Genomic DNA, 25078 nt, shown 5'->3' with positions numbered 1-25078 from the left:
TCGTCACCTCCTCCCCGAAGAGTAAGTCCTCAGACCACTCCAGGTCACGTCCGACACCGTCCCGCCTACAGTGCCAGCGCTGCTGCGCGATTCATCAGACGTCAAGGGTCGCCAGGAAGGTCCGGACGTCAGCCGTCCGCCATCGCCGTTCGGCTACCTGTTCGTACGGCGTCCCGTCGGTCACCCAGACCGTGGTCATCCCGCGTTCGTGCGGCAGCGCGAGGTTGACCTCGAGGTCGTCGAACATCGCGGCCCGGGCGGGATCGACGTCGTACAACTGGAGGAACGCGTCGAGGCTCTCGGCGTACGGCTTCGGGATCAGCTCGCCGGCCAGAATGTCGAAGACGCCGTCGATGCAGTCGGTCAGTCCGAGCCGGCTGAGTGCCTGGTCGGCGTGGTACGCCGAGCCGTTCGTGTAGACGTACCGGCGGCCGGGGAGTGCGTCGAGTGCGGTCGCGAGGAGCGGATCCGGGCCGATCACCGAGTAGTCGATGCGGCGCTCGAAGTCGAGGAATTCGTGCGGGTCGATGGTCCCGGTCACCATCGCGCCGCGCAGCGAGGTGCCGTACTCGGCCACCAGCTCGGACTGGATTCGACGGGCGCCGGCGAGGTCGGTCTCGTAGTACTGCGCGATCGTCGACAGGATGCCGTGCGTGAGCTGCTCGGCCAGCGCGGAGCGGGCGGGGTAGAGGGTGTTGTCCAGATCGAGAACCCAGGTGTCGATGTCCGCCAGCACTCGACCAGGGTAGGTGACAGACTGAGGACGGTAGTACCTACGGGAGGACGGAGAACATGCCGACTGCGCTCGTCACCGGACCGGCGACCGGGATCGGCCGCGCGTTCGCGGACAAGCTGGCGCTGGAGGGGTACGACCTCGTGCTGGTGTCGCGGGACGAGGCGCGCCTCAAGGAGGTCGCCGCCGAGATCACCCGGCTGCACGGTGTCGAGTGCGAGGTACTCGCCGCCGACCTGACCGACTCCGATGATCTGGCCCGGGTCGAGGAGCGGTTCCGGACCGGCCCGATCGAGGTGCTGGTGAACAACGCCGGCTTCGGTCAGAAGAAGCCGTTCTGGGCGAACCCGATCGAGGTCGAGGAGAAGCAGCTCGACCTGCTCGTCCGAGTGGTACTGCGGCTTACGCATGCCGCCGTACTTCCGATGATCGAGCGGGGGTCGGGCGCGGTGATCAACGTGTCGTCGGTGGCCGGGTTCCTGCAGCGGGGAAGCTACAGCGCGCACAAGGCCTGGGTGACGAGCTTCTCCGCCGGGCTTGCGGTCGAGCTGCACTCCAAGGGCGTTGCGGTGATGGCGTTCTGCCCGGGGTTCGTGCACACCGAGTTCCACGAGCGGATGGGGATGGACAAGACGATCATCCCGTCGTTCATGTGGCTGGACGCGACCGACGTGGTCGACGCGGCCTGGAAGGACCTGATGCGCGGCAAGGCGATCTCGATCCCCAGTCGCCGCTACAAGCTGATCGTTGCCGGGACGCGCTTCATCCCGCGAGCGCTCATCGCGCGGGTTTCGACCGTGGGCCTGGACGGCCGACGCCGCGCTTGAGCGGGATCGGGCGGAGGGACTCGTAGAGGGTCCTGCTGAGCGCGCCGGCGTAGGCGTTGAGCTCCTCGTTGGACGGCGTGAGGCCGGCGAAGTTCACCTCGAAGCCGCGCTGGAAGCAGGCGCCGAAGAGCAGCGCCGCAGCGGCTTCGACATCGACGGCACGACGGACGCGGCCGAGCTTCTGCTCTTCCTGCAGGTAGCGGACCAGGCCTTCCTGCGCCTTGTGCGGTCCTGCGTTCAATTCCTGCATCCGCCGGCGATGTGCGGTCAGTAGGTCCTGCGACGAGAACAGCGAGACCAGGATCGGGAATCCCTCGATGTAGAAGTCGACGGCGATCCGGGTCAGCCTGGTCAGGTTGGTACCGACCGTCCCCGATCCGGGGCTGCCGATCAGCTCTTTGAGTGAGCCGGGGAGCGTGGGCATCCGCTCGTGCAGGACCGCGAGCAGGATCGCAGCCTTGTCCGCGAAGTGCTTGTACAGCGCGGCTTCGGAGTATCCGGCGACCTGGGCGATCGACTTGGTCGTCGCCCGCGCGAACCCCTGTGTCCGCAGAACTTCTGCGGCCGCGTCCAGGATCTCGTCTCTGGTCCCCATGTTCGGGAGCCTACCTTGACAGGTTGGTGAGTGTTCACTAACCATGGTGAGTGAGTGTTTACTAACCTTGAGGGGCAACGATGAAGCTGGTGGTGTTCGGGGCGTCCGGCCGGATCGGGACCGAGCTGGTGCGCCAGGGTGTGGCGGCCGGGCATGCGGTGACGGCGGTCGTGCGCGAGGGATCGAGTCTGCAGGTGGCGTTGCCGGAGCTCCGACTGGTCGCAGCGCGGGCCGGGGTCGCCGGTGGGCTGGCCGAGGTGGTGACGGCTGATGCGATGGATCCGCAGGCGATCGCGCCGGTCCTCGAGGGACAGGACGCCGTACTGTCCGCGCTCGGGCCGCGGCCGTCAGGGGCGAGCGATGTGCTGACGGGCGGTGCTCAGAGCATCTTGCGGGCCATGGGTGAGAGCGGCGTACGACGGTTCCTGGTGGTGAGTGTGGCCGGGATTCACAGCACGGGGGATGGGCCGGTGACGAAGTACGTGGTGAAGCCGATCCTGCAACGGATCCTGCGGGAGTCGTTTGCGGATGCTCGCCGGATGGAGGAGCTGGTCGGGGCGAGCTCGCTGGATTGGACCATTGCCTGTCCGCCTCGGCTGACGAATGGTGCTGCGAAAGGGACGTTTCGTAGCAACACCGAGGGGACGGTGCGGGGTGGGTTCTCGATGACGCGGGCGGATGTTGCGGCGTACCTGCTCGGGGCGGTCGACGACGCCGAGTTGATCCGGAAGACGGTGGTGATCTCCAACTGATCTTGATGGTTGGCGCTCGCTCAGAGCTTCTCGGCTGATCGGTGCCGGGTCTCGTTCAGAGCTTCTCGGCGACCTCGGTCAGGACGGCGAGGGTTGCGGTGATCAGCGGGTGATCGGCTCGGCTTGCGCGCACGGCGGCGTACACCCGGCGGGTCGGGGCCGGCGCGGACAACGGGCGGATCAGTGCGAGCGTCGGCTCGGGTACGGCGAGTCGTGGGACGAGCGAGACCCCGCCACCGGCCGCGACCAGGGCCGCAACTGCGCGGAAGTCGTCGGACTGGTGGACGATCCGCGGCTGGAAGCCGGCCTGTTCACAGGCGAGTACGACGACGTCGCGGATCGGATTGCCGGGCGCGGTCATCACCCAGTCGTCGTCGGTGAGCATCGCCAGGTCGATCGTGTCCTGGTCCGCGGCCGGGTGCGTCGGTGGGAGGACGGCGACGAAAGGCTCGGCGTACAAGGGGATCCGGACCAGGCGGCGGTCGCCGGGACGGGGTGAGCCGCGGTGCTCGACCGCGATCGCGAGGTCTGCGTCGCCGTCGAGCAGATGGGTGATGCCCTGGTGACCTTCGGCGTCGCGGACGACGAGGTCGAGGCCAGGAGTGGTTTCGCGGAGCCGGGTCAGAGCCGGCGCGACCAGCAGGGTGATCGCGGTGGCGAACGCGACCACGCGGACCTCGCCATTGGCACCGTTCGCGTGTAGACGCATCGCGTCCTCGGCGCGTTCGACCTCGGCGAGGATCGTGTCGGTGTGTTCGAGCAGCAGGCGGCCGGCGGAGGTGATCGCGACCCGCCGACCGCGGCGTTCGAGCAGCTCCTGGCCGACCTCGGACTCCAGCGCGGCCAGTTGCTGCGAGACCGCCGAGGGGGTCAGGTGCAGTACCTCGGCGGCCGCGGTCACGGTCCCGTGGTCAGCAAGCGCGCGCAACACCCGCAGGCGTCGTACCTCGATCACGAACGTCAGCTTCGCACAGCTCGCTCCCGCCTTCTGCCACAGCGGGGACCAGCGTCAGCTCGACGGTGCGTTCTGCCGCAGAGCCGAGCAGGGTCAGCTCACCGCCACGTTCGGCCGCGGAGCCGATCGGGTTCACCTCGAGGGTGCGCGGGGCGGGCGTCGCAACCGGAGTGGCCGGCGCGGCCGGGACGGATGGGGTTGCCGGGGCGGGCGTGCGGCGCTGCTGCCAGCGGCGTACGGCGTCGCGGATCGGGTGGCGCTTCGGGACATAGGGCCGGACGGGGGCGTTCGGTGTGGCGGAGTGGGTCTGTGCGTGGATCGACTTGATCACGGAGAACGGTACGTATTGCACAGTGGTTCCTTTCGACCCTTCGACAGTAGGAATCGGGACGTTGATACGTCCAATGAAAGTTCTGCGCGGAGTTGATGTGTCTGGTGCATGATTGAGGGATGGAACTGCGGCAGCTGAGGTCGTTCGTGGTGGTGGCCGACGAGATGAACGTGGGGCGTGCGGCGACGCGGCTGCATCTGACCCAGCCGTCGCTCAGTCGGCAGATCGCTGCGCTGGAACGCGATCTCGGGGTGGAGTTGTTCGCTCGGGTGAAGCGGCGGTTCGTGCTGACGGCCGCGGGGGAGACGTTCCTGGCCGAGGCGCAGGACTTGCTGAGACGGTCGGACGAAGCGGTACGCGCGGCGCAGCGGACGCAACGCGGTGAGCTGGGGACGTTGCGGCTGCGATTCGTGCAGTCGGCAACCTTCGAGATCCTGCCACGACTCCTCAGCGCCTTCCGGCAGGCGTACCCCGAGGTAGTCCTCGACCTCGAGTCCTCAACCACCCTTCGCCAAACGGAGGCCCTCCGCGATGGGCGCATCGACGTGGGCCTACTACGCCCGAGTACGGCGGTTGGCGGGACTGCCGCCGTACAGCTTGGGCCGGGGTTGGCTTCGCGGGTGGTTGCGGAGGACTCGTTGGTGGTGGTGTTGCCGGCTCGGCATCGGTTGGCTCGGCGGAAGCGGCTTCGGTTGGCGGAGTTGGCGGACGAGCCGTTCGTGTTCTACTCGCGGCCGAGCGGTCCCGCCGTACACGACACGATCGTCGGCTTCTGCCGGGCGGCCGGTTTCACACCGCGAATCGAGCAGGAGGCGGCCGACGTACAGACCATCGTCTCGCTGGTCGCGGCCGGACTCGGGATCTCCCTGCTGATCAGCCCGACACCCCCGTCGAACCCGGACACCGTCGTCTACCGCGAGTTGTCCGACGACCTACCACCCTGGCAACTCTCCGTAGCCTGGTCCCCCGACAACCGCTCCCCAGTCCTGTCCCGCTTCCTCGACCTGCTGTGAGGCTTGCCCACTGAGTTGGAGGGTTGCCCCCTCAGATTCTCAGTGGGCAACCCTCCAGCTGAGGGGATGCCCACTGAGTTGGAGGGTTCGCCGCCGGAGGGTGGGCTGGGTGTGGTGCGTGATGCTTCAGCCGAAGATGTCGGGGTGGCCGCCGGTTCGGTTGCCGGATTCCAGGTCGGCGATGGTGGCCATGTCGTCGTTGTCGAGGCGGAAGTCGAAGACTTCGAAGTTCTCCTTGATCCGGCTCGGGGTGACGGACTTCGGAATGACCACGTTGCCGAGCTGCAGGTGCCAGCGGATCATCACCTGCGCGGGCGACTTGGAGTACTTCTCGCCGATCGACTGCAGCGCAGGGTTCCCCAGGAGCTCGCCGGACGCCAGCGGGCTCCACGCCTCGGTGACGATGTCGTTCTCGGCGTTGAACGCGCGCAGTTCGTCCTGCGGCAGCGCCGGGTGCAGCTCGATCTGGTTCACCGCGGGCCGGATCGTGGTCTCCTCGAAGATCCGCCGCAGCGCGGGCTCGTGGAAGTTCGAAACGCCGATCGCGCGCACCCGCTTGTCGGCGTACAGCTGCTCGAACGCCTTCCAGGTGTCGATGTACAGGTCCCGCTGCAACGACTGCCAGTGGATCAGGTACAGGTCGACGTACTCGAGGCCGAGCTTCTCCAGGCTCTGGTCGAACGCGGCCAGCGTGCTGTCGTAGCCCTGGTCGTTGTTCCACAGCTTGGTGGTGATGAACAGCTCGTCACGCGGGATACCGGATGACGCGATCGCCCGCCCGACGCCGCGCTCGTTGCCGTAGATCGCGGCCGTGTCGATGTGCCGGTAGCCGGTCTCGAACGCCGAGGTCACCACGTCGGTGGTGATCGCGTCCTCGACCTGCCAGACCCCCAGGCCCAGCTGCGGGATCTCGACGCCGTTGTCCAGAGTGATGGAGGGGACTGTGCTCATCTACCCATTCCACCCGGCAAAGGGTTTCTGGCCCAGTCATCCGACGTGTGACAACAACCTCATTAACCTGCAGTAACCAATTCGTAGGACTTGGCATCCGGCTCGAGGAACCGGAGCAACGCGCTGCCCTCCCGCTCAAGCTCGGCCTGCGTCTTCTTCAACATCTTGCCGAACGGAGTGAGCGTGAGAGTCGCCACACCACGCTTCTTCTCGGTTGTCCACAGCCCGGCGACCAGACCATCGACGGTGTACGTCGCTTTGACCCGGAGGTTCTTCGTGAACACGGCAGGCTTGTGCTCGTCCGCGATGATCCGCTCCCGTTTCGCGTGCGACAGCAGCACGTTGTCGAACTCCGGCAGGAACCGCACCGGCGCCGGCGTTTCCGGATCAGGGCGCGGTCCATCCGGTACGTCGTACATCGTCTTGCCGGCCTCGTCGGAAAAGGTCTCCAGCTCGAGCCCGTCGAACAACGGCTTCGCCTTCTGCAGGCCGGACCAGGTCTGGAAGTCCGCCGGCGTGGCCGGCCCGAACGCGGCCAGGTATCGCGTCACCAACTCGGCGGCCTCGGCGCGCTTGTGCAGCTTCTTCCCGATCCACTCCTCGGCCGGCGTGAACCGCGAGTTCGCCGTCCAGGACCACCGCACGTCCGCCGGATACATCACCAGCGGAACCAGCATCCGTGTGCAGAACCCGAGCGCCCGCTCGTTCACGTCAGAGAACTGCTGCTGCAAGGCATCCCGCACTTCGGTGAAGGTGAGCGGCTCTTTGAGCAGCAACTTCCCGGCCGCCGCAACCACCTTGTCCGGCTCCAGCCCCGCACCGCGATCGGCCAAGACCTTCAACCCTGCCTCGAGCACAGGCGCAACCGTCGCCCGGAACCGCAGGTAATCCGCGGCGGTCACCAGATGCAAGGTCCCCCGGAACATCGTCGCCCGCACAACGTCCCGCTCCGCGACGGCGCCATCCAGCTCCGCCTCGGTGAACCCGTCGATCCGCGACCACAACCCGACGTACGGATGCTTGGGCTCCTGTCCCTGCATCCCCGCCAGCCGCCCCACCACGTCAACCGCGGAGGTGTCCTCCCGCGCCAGCAACAACTGTCGAGCCAGCGTCGCCCGATTGACCGCCTTCGCACTCAGAACCACCATGCAGGCATCCTTGCGCACGACACCGACAAGTTCAGCTGTAGTCCTTCTCGTCGTACTTCGGGAGGCTGAGGAGCTGGCGAATCTTGGCCGAAGGCGCCTTGTCGCCCGCGGTCGTGGCGAGGTCTACCTGCCGAGACATCTCGGACTTGCTGCCGGCGGCGGCGACCAGGAGCCAATGGGGTCGGGCGGTGGCGTCCGCCTTCGCCAGGGCGCGGATCTGAACCGAGACCCTGCTGGGCCAGGTCACGGACGCCAGCGCCTTGGACTCGGCCAGGTTCGCCGCGGCGACCGCCTTGGCCCTCGCCTGCAGAGTCGTCAGCGACATGTTGCCGTTCGCCGCCTTCTCGAACCGCTCCAGCGCCACGTTGTACGGCCGGGTGAGCTGCAGGTACTTCGCCCCTGCGGCCGCAATGCTCAGTGCTGTCGGCGCCGCCGGCAGCACTGGAGCGCTCGGCGTCGGACGCGGATACTCCCCACCCGACGCAGGCGGGACCACCGACGCCAGACTCGACGACGCGGGCGAAGGCGCCGTCACGGCCGGCCCGTTGTCCGCTCCGCACCCGGCGACGCAGATCAAACCCACTACTCCGACAACGACCAGCATCTGGCGCATAAAGCTCCTCACCCAGGGCGGACCCGGGCAACCCTAACGGCGCCTCCCACCCCACCCACCCACGACCCCAACCGAATGAACTACTCCGCCAGTGCGGTGCGGGCTTCCGTGAAGGCGGTGATGGCGTTTTCGACGTCTTCGGTGGAGTGGGCGGCGGAGAGTTGGACTCGGATTCGGGCCTTGCCCTGGGGTACGACGGGGTAGGAGAAGCCGATGACGTAGATGCCGAGGTCGAGGAGTTTGTCGGCCAGGCGGCCGGCTTCGGCGGCGTCGCCGATCATGACGGGGGAGATGGGGTGGTCGCCGGGCAGGACGTTGAAGCCGGCCTCGGTCATCTTGGTGCGGAAAAGCTTGGTGTTGGCGGCCAGCTTGTCGCGGAGGTCGCTGGAGCTGCCAATGAGTTCCAGGGCCTTCAACGACGCGGCCGTGACCGACGGGGCGAGCGAGTTCGAGAAGAGGTACGGGCGGGAGCGCTGGCGGAGGAGCTCGACGATTTCGCGGCGGGAGGAGACATAGCCGCCCGAAGCGCCGCCGAGTGCTTTGCCAAGGGTTCCGGTGACGATGTCGACGCGGTCCTTCACGCCGAACAGTGACGGAGTACCGGCGCCGTCCGGGCCGACGAAACCGACCGCGTGCGAGTCGTCGACCATCACGAGGGCGTCGTATCGCTCGGCCAGGTCGCAGATCTCGTCGAGCGGAGCGACGTACCCGTCCATCGAGAAGACACCGTCGGTGGCGATCAGCCGGTACCGCGCGTCGGCGGCGTCCTTCAGCTGGGTCTCGAGGTCGGCCATGTCGCGGTTCTTGTAGCGGTAGCGCTTGGCCTTCGAGAGCCGTACGCCGTCGATGATGCTGGCGTGGTTGAGCTCGTCGGAGATGATCGCGTCCTCAGCGCCCAGCAGGGTCTCGAAGAGTCCGCCGTTCGCGTCGAAGCACGAGCTGTAGAGGATCGTGTCCTCGGTCCCGAGGAAGTTGCTCAGGGCACCTTCCAGGTCTTTGTGGATCTGCTGGGTGCCGCAGATGAAGCGGACCGAAGACAGACCGAAGCCCCACCGGTCAAGGGCTTCCTTCGCCGCGGCGACGACCTCCGGGTGGTCGGACAGGCCGAGGTAGTTGTTCGCACAGAAGTTCAGTACTTCGTTGCCTGATGCAACCGAAATCAGCGCCTGCTGGGGTGAGGTGATCACCCGCTCGGACTTGTACAGCCCGGCGTCCCGGATCTCGCCGATGGTCGCCGTCAGGTCGTCGCGCATCCGTCCGAACATCAGTGCTTCTCCTCCAGAGACTCAGCTGTCCAGTCCATGATCACCTTGCCGCACTGCCCCTGTCGCGCAACGTCGAACGCCTGCTCGAAGTCGCCGTACCCGAACCGGTGGGTGATCACCGGGGTCAGGTCCAGCCCGCGTTCCAGCATCACCGACATCGAGTACCAGGTCTCGAACATCTCGCGCCCGTAGATGCCCTTGATCGTCAGCATGTTGAGCACCACCGTGCCCCAGTCGATCGCGATCTCGTCCGACGGCAGGCCGAGCATCGCGATCTTCCCGCCGTGCGTCATGTTCGCCAGCATGTCCCGCAGCGCGCTCGGCTGCCCGGACATCTCCATCCCGACGTCGAACCCTTCGCGCATGCCGAGGCTCCGCTGCGCGTCCGCGATCGACTCCTCCGCCACGTTCACCGCGCGGGTGACGCCGATCTTCCGGGCCAGGTCGAGCCGGTACTCCGAGAGGTCCGTGATCACCACGTTCCGCGCACCGGCATGCAGCGCGACCGCCGCCGCCATCACCCCGATCGGACCGGCCCCGGTGATCAGCACGTCCTCGCCGACCAGCGGGAACGACAGAGCCGTGTGTACGGCGTTGCCGAACGGATCGAAGATCGCGGCGACATCCAGGTCGACCGGGTCCTTGTGGACCCACGCGTTGCTCGCCGGCAGAGCGACGTACTCCGCGAACGCGCCCGGCACGTGGACGCCCAGGCCGCGCGTCTTGATGCACAGGTGCCGTCGGCCGGCCCGGCAGTTGCGGCAGCGGCCGCAGACCAGGTGGCCCTCGCCGCTGACCAGGTCACCGACCGCGACGTCGCGTACGCCGACACCGGCCTCGACCACCTCGCCGCAGAACTCGTGCCCGGTCACCATCGGCACCGGCACGTTCTTCTGCGCCCACGGGTCCCAGTTCTGGATGTGCAGATCGGTCCCGCACAGTCCCGTCCGGAGCACCTTGATCAGGACCTCGTCGGCCTCGATCTTCGGCTCGGGGACGTCCTGCAACCACAGACCCGGCTTCGCCTCGGCCTTGACCAGTGCCTTCATGACCACATCGTCGTCCCGGGCAACCATCCCCGTCCATCGACACGACGTGCACAGCCTTTACAGCCCAACTGCATACTTGGTCGCATGCGGGGAGTAGTCAGATGGCTCGGGATTGTGCTGTTGGTGGCCGGGCTCGGGCTGCTTGGCTGGGTTGGTTGGCAGTACCTCGGGACCGGCATCAGCGCGAATCATGAGATGGGCAAGGCCGAGAACTCGCTGCGTAATCAGTGGAAGACCCCCGGAGCCGTGAAGCCGTCGACCGGGAAGCCGTTCGTACTGCTCCGGATCCCGAAGTTCGGCGCCGACTGGGAGAAGCCGGTCGTGGAGGGTGTCGACGCGGACGATCTGGCCCGCGGGATCGGGCACTACCCGCAGACCCAGCTACCCGGTCAGCCGGGTAACTTCGCGATCGCCGGACACCGGGTCACGCACGGTTCGCCGTTCCGCAAGCTGCTCGACCTCCGCAAGGGCGACCAGGTCATCGTCGAGACCGCCGACGCCGTCTACACCTACGAACTGGACGGCTCACCCCACGACCTCACCGTCAAACCAACCGACACCTGGGTCCTCGACCCGGTCCCCGGCAAGCCCCAACAGCCCGCGACCAAGTCGATCATCACCCTCACCACCTGCCAAGACCTCTTCCACTCCCCAGACCGCTCGGTGGCCTTCGGTCAGCTCGTGAAGGTCAGCAAGAAGTCGTGAGCTGACCTGTGTTCTAAGCTCAACGCTCATGAGCTACGACCGGGACGGACTGCTGGAGCAGGTCAAGGGGAAGGCGATTGTGCATGGGCGGGTGACGTTGGCTTCGGGGAAGGAAGCTGACTACTACGTCGATCTGCGCCGGATCACGCTGGACGCTGCGGCCGCGCCGCTGATCGGTCCGGCGATGCTCGAGCTGACCAAGGATCTGGAGTACGACGCTGTCGGCGGGCTGACGCTCGGCGCGGACCCGGTCGCGATGTCGATGCTGCATGCGGCCGCGCAGGACGGGCGGTCGCTCGATGCGTTCGTCGTACGCAAGGCTGAGAAGACGCACGGTCTGCAGCGCCGGATCGAGGGCCCGGACGTGAAGGGCCGGCGGGTGCTCGCGGTCGAGGACACCTCGACGACCGGGGGATCGGTGCTGACCGCGGTCGAGGCACTGCGCGAGGCCGGCGCCGAGGTGGTCGCGGTCGCGGTGATCGTGGACCGGGCGACCGGTGCGCGCGAGAAGGTGGAGTCGGAGGGCCTGGAGTACCGGGCCGTGTTCGGTCTCGACGACCTGGGTCTCGGCTGATGCAGGGCAGCACCCTTCTGATCGTCCTGCTGGCCGTCCTGGTCGGCGGCGGTCTCTTCTACTTCAACTACTACCGGGCCAAGAAGCGGCGGGAGCTGTTCGCCGGATTCGCTGCCCAGCAAGGCTGGTCGTACGTACCGACCAACGACTCGCTCGCCGGTCAATGGGGCGGTACGCCGTTCCAGACCGGCGACAACTGGCGGGTCAAGAACGTCCTGTCCGGTCCGTTCAACGGGCGGCCGATGGTTGCCTTCGACTACAGCTACGACACCCACACGACCGATGGGAAGGGCCGCCGGCAGACGACGACGCACCGGTACGGCGTGGTGGTGATGCAGCTGCCGGGCGCGTTGCCGCACCTCGAGGTGACGCACGAGGGAATCTTCGGCGGCGCGGTGGCGAACGCGTTCGGTTTCCGCGACATCCAGTTCGAGAGCGAGCAGTTCAACCGCGCGTTCCGGGTCAAGGCCGACGACGAGCGGTTCGGGCACGCGGTGGTGACGCCGCGGATGATGGAGCTGCTGCTGGCCCGCGGCGAGATCGGCTGGCGGGTGGAGGGGAACTCGCTGGTCGGCTGGGACAAGGGCAACCAGGACCCGGCCGAGGTGATGAACCGTCTCGCCCTGCTCCAGCAGGTCCTCGAGAACGTCCCGCCGTACGTCTGGCGCGACTACGCCGGCGTCGACCCCCGCGCGCAGCAACCTCCCAGCGGACCCAGGTACCCGTAGAGTCGCTGGCAGCACTGCCAACACTCGGGAGCTCGGAATGGTTTGGGTCATCATCGCGATCGTTGTGGTCGTCGTGATTCTGGCGATCATGCTGATCACGTCGTACAACCGGTTCGTCAAGCAACGGAACCTGATCCAGGAGTCGTGGCGGCAGATCGATGTCGAGCTGCACCGCCGGTACGACCTGATCCCGAACCTGGTCGAGACCGTCCGCGCGTACGCCGCGCACGAGCGGCACGTGTTCGAGGAGGTCGCCCGGCTCCGCACCCAGGCGGTCAACGTGCAGGGCGCGAACCCGGAGCAGCGGGCCGCGGCGGAGGGTGAGCTGTCCGGCGCGCTGCGTCAGATGATGATCTCGGTCGAGGCGTACCCGCAGCTGCAGTCGAACCAGAACTTCCTCGGTCTGCAGCGCGAGCTGACCGACACCGAGGACCGGATCGCGGCCGGCCGCCGGTTCTACAACGCGAACGTCGGCGACTACAACACCCGGATCGAGGCGTTCCCGTCGAACGTCATCGCGAACAGCTTCAAGTTCGAGAAGGCCGGGTACTTCGAGGTCAAGGACGAGCAGGTCCGCGCGGTCCCGCAGGTCTCGTTCGGCACGATCGGGTCGGTCGCCGGTGAGCAGGCGCCGCCGCAGATGCAGCCGGGTGCGCCGTCGTCGGGCCAGATCCACCCGCAGATGCCGGGGGACCAGGGCAACTACCAGGCCCCGCCGCAGCAGATCCCGGGTGGCTACCAGCAGCCGCCGTACCAGGGCCAGCCTGGTCAGTACCCGCCGCCGGGGCAGTACCAGGGGCAGGGAGAGCCACCGGTGGGCGGCCCGCCTGCGGGTTCCCCCGCGCCACAGGACGGACAGCCGCCATTCACCGGTGGCCAGTAGGCACCGGTTCCCCGTAGTCCAGGACCCCCGATCCTGGACTCTCTCCCAGTGCCAGACCCGGAGTGACGGCGGTCAAGTCGCCACGCCCGGGTCTGCCCTCCCCCCGGTACCTGAAGTCAACAGTGCCGCAGTGAGATACATCCGGCGTACATCGGCCTTCCCGCCGGGTGCGGCCGGATGACACGATAGGCCGGTTCCAGAGTGGAGAGGTCGGACGAGTGGACAGTCTGAGGTACGCGATCCTCGGACCTCTGCGGCTTGTCCACGTCCAGGGCCAGCCGCTCAAGGCCGCCAAACCGCGCCAACTGCTGGCCACTCTGCTGCTGCACCCGAACCGGTTCGTCTCGACCGATCTGATCGCTGACGCGCTCTGGGAGAGCAGTCCGCCGCGGTCGGCCACCGCGAACATCCGGACGTACGTCCGCGCCCTGCGTGGCGTGCTGCAAGACGCCGGGCTGCCAGCGCCGATCGACACGTCCGCCGCGGGCTACAGCATCGAGGTGGGCGTCGACGAGCTCGACGCCAGCCTGTTCGAGTCGCTGCTGGCCGAGGGCGGTCACCTGCGGGACGCCGGTGACGGCCGCCAGGCAATGCAGGTCCTGTCCCGCGCGCACTCGCTCTGGCGCGGTCGCCCACTGGAGGACCTGCCGATGCCGGCGCGTGGGAGGGCTCGATCGCCCGCCTGGAAGCGCAGCACCGCGGCCTGGTCGACAGCCTGCTGGACCTGCGGCTCGAGTACGGCGACGCGAGTGGTGCGGCTGTACTACTGAGCGCCCGCCTCACCGACGATCCGTACGACGAACAGCTGTGGCGCCGTCTGGTCGACGCGCTGCTCGCGGCCGGTCGGGTCGGTGACGCGCGAGCGGCGTACCAGAAGGCAGTGCTGACGCTCGCCGACGAGCTGGACATCAAGCCTGGTCCGGAGCTGGAGGCGGCCGGTGCCCGGGCCGAGAACGGCCGCTCCGCCAACTGGCCGAATCCAGGTATCCCGTCAGCTCGGATCACGGAACGCCCGGAGCCGGAGACCCAGTCCGGTCTGTATGCGGCACCGGAGCTCACCGATCCGCTGCGACCGCCCAGCCAGCTTCCGCTCGACCTGGCCGACTTCAGTGGGCGGCAGGAGCACCTGGAGCAGCTGCGCGACTTGGTCTGCGGCCGTGACCCGGTGCGGCCTCCGGTAGCTGTCGTCTCCGGTGCACCGGGGACCGGGAAGACGTCGCTGGCCGTACGGCTGGGCCATTTGGTCCGGGAGTACTTCCCGGACGGGCAGATCTACCTGGACATGCACGGCGCGACGCACCCGCGCGATCCGGCCACCGCACTGACCGATCTGCTGGTCAGCCTCAACCTGCCCAACCACGCGATCCCTACCGACCCGGAGCGGCGGTCCGCGATGCTGCGGTCCGAGCTGGCCAGCCGTCGGGTGCTGATCATCCTCGACGACGTGGCGACCGCCGGTCAGGTGACGCCGCTGATGCCCGGTACTGGCGCGTCGGCAGTAGTAGTGACCAGTCGGAACCGGCTGATGGACCTGGCCGGGGCGGACAGCCTGCCGCTCGACACGTTCGACGACCGCGAGGCCGCCGTACTGCTGTCGTCGGTTGCTGGGTCCGGGCGGATCGACGGGTCGTCGCCGGAGGCCGAGGAGATCCTGTCCGCGTGCGGGAACCTGCCGCTCGCGATCCGGATCGTCGGCAGCCGGCTGGCGCAGCGGCCTGATCTGAGTGCGCGGGAGCTGGCGCGGCGGTTGCGGGACGAGACGTCGCGGCTGGACGAGTTGAGCATCGGTGAGCTCGCCGTACGGACCAGTGCGGACCTGAGCTACGACGCGCTCAGCCCGGAGGAGGCCAGGCTGTACCGGCTGATTGGCCACTTCGCGGTCGGCGTCTTCTCGGCGCGTGCCCTGGAAGCGGTCGCATCACCGGCCGCGGTACGGCGGAGCTTGGACCGGCTGATCGAGGTCAACCTGGTCCGGATCAGCTCGGTCGACCACCGCGGTACGGCGCGCTACCGCGTCCACGACCTACTGCGGCTGCACGCGCTCGGGGTTGGCGACGACGAGCAGAAGGCGCAGGCGGTCCGGGACGTCGAGACCGTGGTCGACGCGATCCTGAACAAGATCCGGCGGGCCAACAACGCCATGTCCTTCGAGTACTTCGGCGTTCTCGAGCACACCGGACCGCTGACGGCGCCAGATCCGTCGCCGTTCACCGAGACCGATGCGGTCGCCTGGTTCGACAGCGAACGCAGTACGTTCGTGCCGGCGATCCGGGCCGCGGCGCAGAACGGGCTGCACGACTACGCCTGGCGGATCGCGGCGGCGTGGGGGCCGTACCTGGACATGCGAGCCGGGTTCGACGACTGGAACGGCTCGCACCAGCAGGGTTTGGTGAGCGCGATCGAGTGCGGGGACCGCCACGGCGAGGCGATCATGCACCGGAACCTTGGCCAGCTGGCCGTGTACCAGGACGACTGGGAGACCGCGCGGCGGCACTTCGACGCGGCCGCTCAGCTGTTCGCCGAGGTCGGCGACCGGCTCGGTGAAGGCATCGCTGCAGTCGGACTCGGCACCTGGTTGCGGGAACGTGGGCAGCGCGACGAAGGGCTCGCGCAGTACGAGAAGGCGATCGAGGCATTCGTCGAGGACGGCAACGCGAATGCGGAGGCGCTTGCCCGGACGGCGGCCGCCAATGTCTGGCTGGCTCGCGGCGACCTGGTCACCGCCCGGCGCTACCTGGCCCAGGCGTTCCTAATCGCCGTCCGGCGGGTGGACGCGCACCGCGAGGCAAAGGTACGGCGACGGATCGCGGATCTCCGGGTCCATCAAGGGCGGCACGACGACGCGGTACGGCAGTTGCGGAAGGCGCTGGCGATCTTCGACGGGATGGGTGACGACCACTGCGCGGCGTACACCCGGGCGCTGCTCGGGCAGGCGCTGATGGAGCGCGGTGAGGTGGCCGCGGCCCGGAAGATGCTGCTGGACGCGATCGACATCGGTCACCGGCTCGGCGATCGCAGCGTCGAGGGCGCCGCGGCGCAGCACCTCGGCGAGCTTTACCTGTCCACGGGCAGCCTCGACCACGCCCGCCGTACCCTCGAACGCGCCGCGCGCGTGTGGCAGCAGGCGGGCAACGAGGCCGCGGCGGCGGACTGCCGCCGGATGCTGGCCGGAACCGAAGCGGGCGCCGCAGCCGGTTAATGTACGGCGGCTGTATTCGCCTCAGCCAAGATCTCCTCATGCCACGGCACACCGGCCGAGGACGGGGATCGGGGGAAACCTATGGCCTGGGGGGAGGTTGCCGTGGAGCGCCGGATCGTTCCGCGGGTGGCGAACCCGCGGGATTCCGAGGCGGCGCTGAACTGGCAGCTGGAACGCGTCGGTTCGGCGGCCTGGCAGGACTGGCCGCTGAAGTTCCAGCGGATGGCATTCGGTTATGCGCACGACAGCGGCTGGCACGACGCGGCCGATGCGGTTGGCTGGCTCGACCACCACGACCTGCTCCGTGAAGGGGCGGCGCCACGGGGGGCGCTGGTCTGGTACCAGGCGGCAGACCGGATCCGGGTGGCGTGCTCACTCGGATCCGGTCAGGTCGTCGGCCCGCTGCTGACCGGCCCGGTCGAGATCGCCGAGCTGTCCTTGCTCAGCACCGACTGCGTGTGGTCAGACCCGCACTTCCCGTTCGGCCACTGACCTTCAGTCGTTGGGTACGGCGTGCTTCGGCGCAGCGTGCTTCGCGGCGGCTGATCCGCCTGAGCTGCCTGTGTTGTTGCGGTTGCGGCGCTTGGCGAGGAAGTACTCGACGACCATGGGGATCAGCGAGATCAGCACCAGCAGGACCAGCGCGGCCTCGAGGTTCTTGTGGATGAACTCGACGTTGCCGAGCGCGTGCCCGAGCAGCGTGATGCCCGGGGCCCAGATCACCGCGCCGACTCCGGTCCACAGGAAGAACTTCCGCGGGTCCATCCGGCCGGCGCCGGCGACGATCGTGATGAACGTCCGGACGATCGGCACGAACCGGGCCATCACCAGCGCCCGCGGGCCGTACCGCTCGAAGAAGTCGTGCGTCTGCTCGATGTACTTCGGTTTGAGGATCCGGGCGTTCGGATTCTTGAACAGCGACGTACCGAGGAATCGGCCGATGTAGTAGCCGGACACGTTGCCGAGGAACGCGGCGATGGTCAGCAGGACGCAGGCCAGCCACAGCGGGACGTGAATAGTGCCCTGCGCGATGAACAGGCCGACGGCGAACAGCAGTGAGTCACCGGGCAGGATCGGGAACAACACCCCGCACTCGATGAACACCACAATCAGCGTTCCCCAGAGAGCCCAGTCACCCAGCCAGTTCAGCAGGTACTCCGGGTTCATCCAGTTCGGCATCAGCATCGCGACAATAGGAAGCACGGCCACAGGGTAGCGTCCCAACCTGTGCACGAGCTGAGCAGCGAGGATCGCCCCGGTCAGGACCTCCGGGGAGCGGACATGGTCGGGCCGAGCGAGGTCGGGGTCGGACCGTGGATCGGCGACCCGCCGGACGACCCGCGGCTGGATCCGGAACTGCTCGCGGACGGCGATCGGCGCAACGTCGTGGACAAGTACCGGTACTGGAAGCTCGAGGCGATCGTCGAGGACCTGGACCGGCAGCGGAACCCGTTCCACGTCGCGATCGAGAACTGGCAGCACGACCTCAACATCGGCTCGGTCGTCCGGACTGCGAACGCGTTCCTGGCCGAGGAGGTCCACATCGTCGGCAACCGGAAGTGGAACCGGCGGGGCGCGATGGTCACCGACCGGTACCAGCACGTCCGCCACCAGCCCGAGCTTGCCGACCTGGCGTCGTACGCCGCCTCGCATGGGCTGCCCGTCATCGGGATCGACAACCTGCCGGGGTCGGTGCCGTTGGAGACGTTCGATCTGCCGCGTGGCTGCGTGCTGCTGTTCGGGCAGGAGGGGCCTGGGCTGACGGCTGGGGCTCATGAGATCTGCAGTGCGGTGTTGTCGATCGCGCAGTTCGGCTCGACTCGATCCATCAACGCGAGCGCGGCCGCCGCGATCGCGATGCACGCGTGGATCCGTCGGCATACCTTCGGTCAGCCGTCGAGCAGCTGATCGAGGATCCCTGCTGCTAGTTGCAGTACGGCGCGTTCGGTCGGATTGAGGCGTTGTTCGATCGCCTCGGCCAGCCAGTCATCGGACGTCCTCATGTGCTCCTTGAGCAACTGCCGTCCGCGGTCGGTCAGCTCGATCGTGTGCCGGCGCCGGTCCTGCGTGTCCTGCTCCCGCGCGATCAGCCCCTGCTCCTCGAGACTCGCCAGTACTCGCGTCAACGACTGCGGCTGCATCCGCTCGGCCGACGCGATCTCACTCGCGGTCAAAGCCCCTCGCCGATGCAGCTGCCCCAGCACGGCGACGCCCGTACTGCCGAGGCCGTCAGCCGCCCGCTCGGCTCGCAACCGCAACGCCAGCCGCGTACTGGCCCGCCGCAGTTGGACTGCTGTCTCATAAGCTTCCATGTACTATCCCTTCGGTGTTGAGGCTTGAGAATGCTAAGCTCAGCTTACTATGACGGTGTTAGAGCCGCGCCACCTCATCCACTGGTCCCGCGACACCCCGGTCCTCCCGCCCCAGCTGATCACGGCGGCGCTGGCCATGGCCGCGCCCGTCGCCTATGGCGTCGCCACCAACCACCTCGCTCACGCCTCCTTCGCCGCCCTGGGCGCGTTGGCCACCTCCACCTTTGGGCATGCATCAACCACTCGCGGGTCGCTTTCGTGGTTGGTGCGCGCTCAAAGCCGTGCGGGGGTTGGGGCCGTCGTGACGGGGGCGGCGATGGCGGGGGCTTGGTTGGGCGGCCGTGGCTGGGTCGGCGCGGCTGGGGTTCTTTTGCTGGCTGCGGTTGCGGCGGTTGTTGGTGGGTTCAACCGGTGGATGGCGGATGCGACGACGCGGTTCATCACGTTCTTGGTGATGGCAACCGGGCTCGGTGCAGCGGACCCTTGGGAAGTAGGCCGGTGGTTCGCGCTCGGGGTTGCGTGGGCGATCTTGCTGACCATGCCGTTTTCGTCAACGGAGGCTGGCGTTTCACGGCCGTCGTACCGGCGACTGGTACGGCGATGGTGGGGGAATCTGCATCGGTTCGACGGTTGGCGGTATGTGGTCCAGTTGGTGCCGGCGCTCGCGCTGGCCGAGGCGATCGGAGTGCTGTGGAACCAGGAGAAGGCTTACTGGATTGCGCTCGCGGTTGTCATCGTCGTACGGCGACGTGGCGGATCGTTGCTGCGGGCAACACAACGTGGCCTCGGTACCTGCGCTGGTGTGGTGATCGGTGGCGCCTTGATCCTCTGGGTGCCGCCGTCCTGGGTGATCGTGGTCGTCGTCAGCGTGCTGGCCGGATTGCGGCCGTTGCTGAAGGAACGCAACTACGCTGCTTACGCGATGGTGATGACGCCGTTGGTCGTCCTGCTGATGGATCTCGGCCGTACTCCGGAGTTGTCGACGATCGGGTACCGGCTGATCGACACCGTGATCGGCTGCACGATCGCGGTCATTCCTACCCTGGTTCTGAGGAGACGACATGTGGGCTGACCACGCGATCTGGTGGCAGGTCTATCCCCTCGGCTTTACCGCCGAATCTCACACCCTGCGGCACCTGGAGAACTGGCTCGACTACGCGATCGAGTTGGGGTGCAACGGTCTGCTGCTCGGACCCGTGTTCGCCTCCGAGACGCACGGCTACGACACGATCGACCACTTCCGGATCGACCCGCGCCTCGGCGACGAGGCCGACTTCGACCGCCTGGTCGCGAAGGCGCACGACCGCGGTCTGCGGATCGCCCTCGACGGCGTCTTCAACCACGTGGCTCGCTCGTTCGTCCACCCCGAGTGGTTCCGCGGCGACGGCGCTACCTTCGAGGGTCATGAGCACCTGGTTGCCCTTGACCACAGCAACCCGGCAGTCGCGCAGTACGTCGGTGATGTCCTCCGGCACTGGCTGGATCGTGGCGTCGACGCCTGGCGCCTCGATGCGGCGTACGCCGTCCCGCCCGAGTTCTGGCGAGAGGTGCTGCCGCGAGACCGGGACGCCTGGTACTTCGGTGAGGTGATCCACGGGGACTACGCCGGGTACGTCGCGAAGAGCGGCCTCGACTCGGTCACGCAGTACGAGCTGTGGAAGGCGATCTGGAGCTCCCTCAACGATGGCAACTTCTTCGAGCTCTCGTACGCGCTCGGTCGCCACAACGCGCTCCTCGACACGTTTGTCCCGCAGACGTTCGTCGGCAATCACGACGTGACGCGCCTCGCGACCCGGCTCGACGACGAGCGGCACCTCGGTCACGCGCTCGCGATCCTGTTCATGGTCGCCGGCGTACCGAGCGTGTACTACGGCGACGAGCAGGCGTTCCGTGGTCTGAAGGAGGACCGTGCCGGCGGTGACGACGCGATCCGGCCGGCGTTCCCGGAGACGCCCGACGGGCTCGCGCCGTACGGTTTGCCGACGTTCCGCTTGCACCAGGAGTTGATCGGCGTACGGCGACGTCATGCGTGGCTCACCCGCGCGCAGACGAAGGTCGAGCACGTGACGAATCAGTCGATGGCACTCCGGGCTGTCCACGGCGACGAGTCGGTTCTGCTCCTGCTCAACGTGTCCGACCAGGACGCGGAGTTCCCGGTCGAGGACGCGGTCGTCCTGCCGCCGCACAGCTGGAGATTCCTGACACGTCCGTAACTTCGGTCCTGGGTACCGCGTTGAAGTTGTGTCAGAAGTGAGGCTTCTCGATCAAAGTCAGCCCCAACTCGGGGGGCTCGGCGTGCTTCAAGTACGTCGTACTGGGTTTGTGACGGGAAACATGGGGGTTTGTCGATGAACGCTCTGTGGGACGAACTGATACACGAGCTGGGCACCGTGCGCGCATTGAGCGCGGCAGCTCTCGAGGCGCGCTCGGAGACGTCGCGGGTCGCGCTGATCACCCTGCTGGACGCCGAGACCGCGGAGATCTCGTCGATCCTCGACCAGATCCTCCGCGAGGCCGCGTCGTCAGCGGCTTAGGGGGTGTCTGATGATTCCACGCCTACTGCGCGGCACTCGGCACGGCACCTCGCCGCACGGGAGCAAAGGCCACGATGCTCCGCATCGAGACCTTCGCTCCCGCACGCCGATGCACCGCACCGAGCACCTGCTCGCGACGGCGCGGAACCATCAGACACCCCCTAGCAACGTGGTGAGGGCCTGACGCAGGGCTTCGGCCGGATCGGCGGGCTGTTCGGACGCGCGGTAGGCGATGTGTGCGTCGGGCCGGACGAGCAGGCAGCCTTCGTCCGGGATCTCCCGCGCCCGTGACCAGTCGCCGTACAGGTCGTCCAGCTCGCGACCGGGCCCGATCACGAACGGTTCGATCGGTACGCCGAGTTGCTCCGACACGGACTGCGCCGCCTTCACCCACGCGTCGCCACCGATCCCGGTCAGCAGCGTGAAACGGCCTTTGCCGACCACGTCCAACGTGCTGATGGTCTCCGTTCCCCGCGTCAGCCAGCAGTGCGGGATGCGGGCGCCCGGCCAGGTCGTCGGGTGGTAGTACAGCTCCTGATCCCGCTCGTACGGCGGTTCCGGCGTACCGTCCGGGATCACGGCGGCCGAGCGGTAGCGCTGGCCGAGTTCGACTCCGTGGGCGTTGAACTCGTAGTCCTTCAGCTCGATCGCCTGCCGCAGCTCCTCGCGCTGCGCGACGCCTTCCGGGGTGTCGTCCTTGCGGGAGTCGATCGTCCGACCGGCCGGCGCGTCCGGTGTCATCCCGAGTGCACGGAAGATCTGGCCGAACTGATTGCGGCTCTTGTTCGCCCGGTCGACGATCTGCTTGGCGATCGGCGTGCGCTCGTCGTCGTATGTTTGGAGCAGCTCGGGCGCGGCCTGCCCTTTCAGGACCAGGGAGAGCTTCCAGGCCAGGTTGTACGCGTCCTGGATCGAGGTGTTCGAGCCGAGGCCGTTGCTCGGCGGGTGCCGGTGGATCGCGTCACCCATACAGAACACGCGGCCTTTGGAAGCCTTCTCGGCGTACATGTGGTTGACGCTCCAGACAGACGTACCCTTCAGCTTCACGTCGATCGTGTCGTCACCCACCAGGTTGTGCACGATCTCGGTCGCCATCGCCTCGTCGACCACCGGCGCCGGCTGGGAGATGTCGTACCCCCAGACGATCAGCCACTCGTTCCACGGGCGGACCATCCGGACCAGGCCGGCGCCGATGCCGCCGATCTGGGCGCCCGGCTGAAGCACCCAGTACAGAACGCTCGGGCGATGTGCGACGTACCGGCTCAGGTCGGCCTCGAAGACGATGTTCATCGAACCCTCGATGTCCATCGCGCCGGCCATCGGCAGCTCGATGTCCTGGGCAACCTTGCTGCGACCGCCGTCGGCGCCGATCAGGTACTTCGCCCGGATCTGGTACGTCGTGTCGCTGAGCCGATCGCGGACCGTCGCAGTGACGCCGTCCTCGTCCTGCTCGAGGCTCTCGTACACCGTGTTGAAGCGGAGCCGCGCGCCACGACTGGCCGCCGTGCTGACGAGGATCGGCTCGAACAGGGTCTGCGGTAGGTCTACTGGGAGGCAGGGGCTGGCTTCCGTGTAGTCCGCCAGCCGGCGTGGATGTGTGCCCCAGGTGCGGATCCGGCCGATTTCTTCGCCGGCCAGGCTGGTGCAGAACGCGGTCTGACCCATCAGGTGATGGGCGGTGCCGTTGGCGTCGACCTGGTCCTCGATACCCATGTCACGCATCAGCTCGATCGTGCGCTGGTTGGTGATGTGCGCGCGGGGCGTGTTGGCGGTCCAGCCGTAGCGGGACAGGACGATGTTGTCGACGCCGTACGTGGACAGGAAGAGCGAGGCTGCACCGCCGGCCGGGCCGCTACCGACGATGAGGACGTCTGTGGTGATCACTGCTGCGTCTCCTCGGTGGTGGCGAGCACCAGGTCGTAGTTCACGGCGTAGTAGGTCTTGCCGTCGTCATGATGTTCGGTGAAATCGGCGATCAGGGACTGCTTGACGCCAAAGACCGCGTCCGTGTCCAGGTATTCGTCGCCGGCCGCGAAGACGTGGGTGATCAGGCGCGAGTACCCGGGGGCGGTGACCATGAAGTGGATATGCGCCGGTCGCATCGGGCCGCGGCCGCCGGCGCGGAGTAGCTCGCCGACCGGGCCGTCGTCGGGGATCGGGTACGCGACCGGCTTCACCGCCCAGAACCGGTAGTTGCCTTCGGCATCGGTTGTCAGGTGGGCTCGGTTCTGCGGACCGTCGAGGTCCTTCTGGACGTCGTAGAAGCCGTCCTCGTCGGCCTGCCAGGTCTCGACGAGGGCTCCGGCGATCGGTTCACCCTTGGTGTTCAGGACCTTGCCGCTTACCAGGCACGGCTGTCCGGGGGCGCCGTTCGCGATGTCGTCGCCGAGCTTCGCCTCGGGTGATCCCTCGACGAAGAACGGGCCGAACACAGTGGACTGCGTGGCCTCCGGCGGCTTCCGGTTGCCCAGACCGACGGTCAGCATCGACAGCCCGAGTACGTCGGCCAGCAGCACGAACTCCTGCCGCGTGCCGGTCGAGATCTGGCCGGTCCGGGTCAGGAAGTCGATCGCGGTGAAGTACTCGTCCTCGGTCAGGTCGACCTCCCGCGCGAACGCATGCAGGTGGCGGACGAGCGCGCCCGTCACTTCCTTGTAGCGGTCGCTCGCGCTGCCGTCGAAGCTGGCCACGACCGCCTCGGTCAGGTCATCGCCTTGAAGGTCCATCCGGTCTCCTCGTTCGTCACGGTCGCGTACCGGCCCAGGCGCGGGTGAGAATCTCCCGCACCAGGTCCTCAGTCACCGGGACCGGGTTATCGGTCGGCCGGAACGCCTTGGCCGCTTCGTTCACCTGCTCCTCGGTCAACCCGAGCTCCCGCAAACTCGTAGGCACTCCAGCTCCCACAAACAGGTCAAAGAGCCCGCCCGCCAGGTCGGGTCTGCCGGCCTGGTCGGGTCCGCCGGGTCCGCCGGCGCTGGCTGGGCTGGCTGTGGCCAGTGCGGCTTCTAGCCGTGCCTTCGCTTGTGGGACCGCTGGTGCGTTGATGCGTGCGACCTGCGGCAGCACGGCCGCGTGTGTCTCGGCGTGCGGGAGGTTGTAGGTGCCGCCGAGCAGGTGACACAGCTTGTGATGCAGTCCCGTCCCGGCCGTCGCCAACGCCGAGCCGGCCAGGCATGCGCCGTACAAGAGGTCGCTGCGGGTATCTAAATCGGTGGGCGCGTCCAGCACGTCCCGCAATCCGTTGGCCAGCGCTCGCAGCCCTTCCACGGCAGTCGTTTCCGTGATCGGATCCGCCTTTGGCGTCCAGACGGCCTCGACGCAGTGCGCGATCGCATTCGCGACACTCGCCGCGGTGACCTTCTTCGGCAGGCGCTGACTCAACACCGGGTCGTACACCACAACCCGCGGCAGCACCCTCAGATCCGTCCCCGTCGTCTTACTCCCGCCAGCCGTCTCGCCCCACACCGGCGTCATCTCAGAACCGGCATACGTCGTCGGCACCGCCACAATCACCACCCCACCACCGGTGCTTGTGAGTGCGACTGCTTTGGCGAGGCCGATGGCTGATCCGCCGCCGATCGCGACGATCCCGTCGGCGCCGACCTCGCGGGCCTTGGCTCGAGCGGATTCCGCGACTTCGGTCGGCACGTGCTGCGCTACGCCGTCGATCCGCCCCGCGAACCGGTCGCCCAGTTGTACCTCGACCACATCAGCCGCATCCCGTGCGGACTTCGTCGCCACGAGCAGCACCCGCCGTACCCCGAGGTTCTCGACCTCGCCGGCCACCTGGTCGAGCGACCCGGCCCCGAGCACCACCCGCCCCGGCAGGAACGTGTGTACGAACCCGGCCCGAGGCTGCACCGGTTGGGGTTCCACTGGACGCGGCATCGGCAGCTCCGATATGATTTCGC

General features: G+C 67.6%; 29 protein-coding genes and 1 pseudogene. 15 read left to right on the top strand and 15 right to left on the bottom strand.

The annotated features are described in order from the left end of the window. Positions 1-94: 94 nt before the first annotated feature. Positions 95-736, bottom strand: coding sequence for a pyrimidine 5'-nucleotidase (locus tag EV650_RS21400; protein ID WP_134120814.1), 642 nt, complete (start codon positions 734-736; stop codon positions 95-97). 56 nt (positions 737-792) lie between these two features. Here EV650_RS21400 and EV650_RS21395 point away from each other — a divergent pair, with 56 nt between their 5' ends. Further along, a complete protein-coding gene (locus EV650_RS21395; protein ID WP_134120813.1) occupies positions 793-1560 on the top strand; it encodes an SDR family NAD(P)-dependent oxidoreductase in 768 nt (255 codons plus the stop codon). Here EV650_RS21395 and EV650_RS21390 read toward each other — a convergent pair. Continuing rightward, entirely contained in the window at positions 1511-2155 is a 645-nt protein-coding gene (locus tag EV650_RS21390; RefSeq protein WP_134120812.1) for a TetR/AcrR family transcriptional regulator, read from the bottom strand. The two genes, EV650_RS21395 and EV650_RS21390, sit on opposite strands and share 50 nt — an antisense overlap. 80 nt (positions 2156-2235) lie before the next feature. Between EV650_RS21390 and EV650_RS21385 the strand changes: the two genes are divergently transcribed. Next, on the top strand, positions 2236-2907 hold the full coding sequence (locus EV650_RS21385; RefSeq protein WP_134120811.1) for an NAD(P)-dependent oxidoreductase: 672 nt from the start codon (positions 2236-2238) through the stop codon (positions 2905-2907). Between the two features lie 55 nt (positions 2908-2962). Here the strand turns inward: EV650_RS21385 and EV650_RS21380 are convergent, their stop codons facing one another. Beyond that, entirely contained in the window at positions 2963-3862 is a 900-nt protein-coding gene (locus tag EV650_RS21380; RefSeq protein ID WP_134120810.1) for a LysR family transcriptional regulator, read from the bottom strand. Further along, positions 3819-4214, bottom strand: a complete 396-nt coding sequence (locus EV650_RS21375; protein ID WP_134120809.1) for a hypothetical protein — start codon at positions 4212-4214, stop codon at positions 3819-3821. Before EV650_RS21375 ends, EV650_RS21380 begins: the two co-directional genes overlap by 44 nt. A 98-nt stretch (positions 4215-4312) precedes the next feature. On the opposite strand from EV650_RS21375, the gene EV650_RS21370 reads away from it, so the two are divergent. After that, entirely contained in the window at positions 4313-5206 is an 894-nt protein-coding gene (locus tag EV650_RS21370) for a LysR family transcriptional regulator (protein WP_134120808.1), read from the top strand. A 126-nt stretch (positions 5207-5332) separates the two neighbouring features. On the opposite strand, the gene EV650_RS21365 is transcribed toward EV650_RS21370, so the two are convergent. From EV650_RS21365 to tdh, 5 genes are all read right to left on the bottom strand, one after another. Next, the gene (locus EV650_RS21365) at positions 5333-6157 is read right to left on the bottom strand and encodes an aldo/keto reductase (RefSeq protein WP_134120807.1); all 825 of its coding nucleotides are present in this window, start codon (positions 6155-6157) and stop codon (positions 5333-5335) included. A 62-nt stretch (positions 6158-6219) separates the two neighbouring features. Further along, entirely contained in the window at positions 6220-7305 is a 1086-nt protein-coding gene (locus EV650_RS21360) for a winged helix DNA-binding domain-containing protein (RefSeq protein WP_134120806.1), read from the bottom strand. 31 nt (positions 7306-7336) lie between these two features. Further along, complete coding sequence (locus tag EV650_RS21355; RefSeq protein ID WP_134120805.1) at positions 7337-7918, bottom strand: hypothetical protein; 582 nt, start codon at positions 7916-7918, stop codon at positions 7337-7339. Between the two features lie 80 nt (positions 7919-7998). Further along, positions 7999-9183 carry a glycine C-acetyltransferase gene (locus EV650_RS21350; protein WP_134120804.1) on the bottom strand — a complete coding sequence of 395 codons (1185 nt, stop codon included), beginning with the start codon at positions 9181-9183 and terminating at the stop codon, positions 7999-8001. Then, the gene (tdh, locus tag EV650_RS21345) at positions 9183-10232 is read right to left on the bottom strand and encodes an L-threonine 3-dehydrogenase (RefSeq protein WP_134120803.1); all 1050 of its coding nucleotides are present in this window, start codon (positions 10230-10232) and stop codon (positions 9183-9185) included. Before tdh ends, EV650_RS21350 begins: the two co-directional genes overlap by 1 nt. Before the next feature lie 84 nt (positions 10233-10316). Here tdh and EV650_RS21340 point away from each other — a divergent pair, with 84 nt between their 5' ends. The 8 genes and pseudogenes from EV650_RS21340 (at position 10317) to EV650_RS21315 (ending at position 16813) form a co-directional block, all read left to right on the top strand. Further along, complete coding sequence (locus EV650_RS21340; RefSeq protein ID WP_134120802.1) at positions 10317-10937, top strand: class E sortase; 621 nt, start codon at positions 10317-10319, stop codon at positions 10935-10937. 28 nt (positions 10938-10965) lie between these two features. After that, complete coding sequence (gene pyrE, locus EV650_RS21335) at positions 10966-11511, top strand: orotate phosphoribosyltransferase (RefSeq protein ID WP_134120801.1); 546 nt, start codon at positions 10966-10968, stop codon at positions 11509-11511. Next, on the top strand, positions 11511-12239 hold the full coding sequence (locus EV650_RS21330; protein WP_134120800.1) for a DUF3137 domain-containing protein: 729 nt from the start codon (positions 11511-11513) through the stop codon (positions 12237-12239). Before pyrE ends, EV650_RS21330 begins: the two co-directional genes overlap by 1 nt. Positions 12240-12276: 37 nt before the next feature. After that, positions 12277-13122: a LemA family protein gene (locus EV650_RS21325; protein ID WP_134120799.1), complete on the top strand. Its 846-nt coding sequence runs from the start codon at positions 12277-12279 to the stop codon at positions 13120-13122. 218 nt (positions 13123-13340) lie between these two features. Then, on the top strand, positions 13341-13892 hold the full coding sequence (locus tag EV650_RS41115; protein WP_238174360.1) for an AfsR/SARP family transcriptional regulator: 552 nt from the start codon (positions 13341-13343) through the stop codon (positions 13890-13892). Further along, positions 13796-13999 (top strand): annotated as a pseudogene (locus EV650_RS41110) (BTAD domain-containing putative transcriptional regulator); the annotation flags it as partial. The gene EV650_RS41115 and the pseudogene EV650_RS41110, both read left to right, overlap by 97 nt. Positions 14000-14002: 3 nt before the next feature. Then, positions 14003-16321, top strand: a complete 2319-nt coding sequence (locus tag EV650_RS21320) for an ATP-binding protein (RefSeq protein ID WP_238174359.1) — start codon at positions 14003-14005, stop codon at positions 16319-16321. A 102-nt stretch (positions 16322-16423) separates the two neighbouring features. Continuing rightward, on the top strand, positions 16424-16813 hold the full coding sequence (locus EV650_RS21315; RefSeq protein ID WP_238174358.1) for a hypothetical protein: 390 nt from the start codon (positions 16424-16426) through the stop codon (positions 16811-16813). Positions 16814-16816: 3 nt separating this feature from the next. On the opposite strand, the gene EV650_RS21310 is transcribed toward EV650_RS21315, so the two are convergent. Continuing rightward, positions 16817-17524, bottom strand: coding sequence for a DedA family protein (locus EV650_RS21310; RefSeq protein ID WP_238174357.1), 708 nt, complete (start codon positions 17522-17524; stop codon positions 16817-16819). A 78-nt stretch (positions 17525-17602) separates the two neighbouring features. On the opposite strand from EV650_RS21310, the gene EV650_RS21305 reads away from it, so the two are divergent. After that, positions 17603-18229: a TrmH family RNA methyltransferase gene (locus EV650_RS21305; RefSeq protein WP_134122593.1), complete on the top strand. Its 627-nt coding sequence runs from the start codon at positions 17603-17605 to the stop codon at positions 18227-18229. On the opposite strand, the gene EV650_RS21300 is transcribed toward EV650_RS21305, so the two are convergent. Beyond that, positions 18211-18633, bottom strand: coding sequence for a MarR family winged helix-turn-helix transcriptional regulator (locus EV650_RS21300; RefSeq protein ID WP_134120797.1), 423 nt, complete (start codon positions 18631-18633; stop codon positions 18211-18213). The genes EV650_RS21305 and EV650_RS21300 overlap by 19 nt on opposite strands. A gap of 49 nt (positions 18634-18682) precedes the next feature. Between EV650_RS21300 and EV650_RS21295 the strand changes: the two genes are divergently transcribed. The 3 genes from EV650_RS21295 to EV650_RS21285 all read left to right on the top strand — a co-directional run bounded on the left by EV650_RS21295 (position 18683) and on the right by EV650_RS21285 (position 21167). Next, positions 18683-19705, top strand: coding sequence for an FUSC family protein (locus EV650_RS21295; protein WP_134120796.1), 1023 nt, complete (start codon positions 18683-18685; stop codon positions 19703-19705). Beyond that, on the top strand, positions 19695-20846 hold the full coding sequence (locus EV650_RS21290) for an alpha-amylase family protein (protein WP_134120795.1): 1152 nt from the start codon (positions 19695-19697) through the stop codon (positions 20844-20846). The genes EV650_RS21295 and EV650_RS21290 overlap by 11 nt, the downstream gene beginning before the upstream one ends. 135 nt (positions 20847-20981) lie before the next feature. Beyond that, on the top strand, positions 20982-21167 hold the full coding sequence (locus tag EV650_RS21285) for a hypothetical protein (protein ID WP_134120794.1): 186 nt from the start codon (positions 20982-20984) through the stop codon (positions 21165-21167). 22 nt (positions 21168-21189) lie between these two features. Here EV650_RS21285 and EV650_RS41345 read toward each other — a convergent pair whose 3' ends face one another. The 4 genes from EV650_RS41345 to EV650_RS21265 are packed head-to-tail and all read right to left on the bottom strand — an operon-like array spanning position 21190 to position 25055. Then, positions 21190-21318, bottom strand: a complete 129-nt coding sequence (locus tag EV650_RS41345) for a hypothetical protein (RefSeq protein WP_255512106.1) — start codon at positions 21316-21318, stop codon at positions 21190-21192. Then, positions 21318-23051 carry an FAD-dependent monooxygenase gene (locus EV650_RS21275; RefSeq protein WP_134120793.1) on the bottom strand — a complete coding sequence of 578 codons (1734 nt, stop codon included), beginning with the start codon at positions 23049-23051 and terminating at the stop codon, positions 21318-21320. Before EV650_RS21275 ends, EV650_RS41345 begins: the two co-directional genes overlap by 1 nt. Further along, positions 23048-23893, bottom strand: coding sequence for an intradiol ring-cleavage dioxygenase (locus EV650_RS21270; protein WP_134120792.1), 846 nt, complete (start codon positions 23891-23893; stop codon positions 23048-23050). The genes EV650_RS21275 and EV650_RS21270 overlap by 4 nt, the downstream gene beginning before the upstream one ends. Before the next feature lie 16 nt (positions 23894-23909). Beyond that, positions 23910-25055, bottom strand: a complete 1146-nt coding sequence (locus tag EV650_RS21265; protein WP_134120791.1) for a maleylacetate reductase — start codon at positions 25053-25055, stop codon at positions 23910-23912. Between the last annotated feature and the right edge of the window lie 23 nt (positions 25056-25078).

Source organism: Kribbella kalugense, from assembly GCF_004365875.1.
Classification (GTDB): domain Bacteria; phylum Actinomycetota; class Actinomycetes; order Propionibacteriales; family Kribbellaceae; genus Kribbella; species Kribbella kalugense.
The sequence above is the reverse complement of the archived record's forward strand: the minus strand, read 5'-3'. Positions and strand labels throughout refer to the sequence as shown.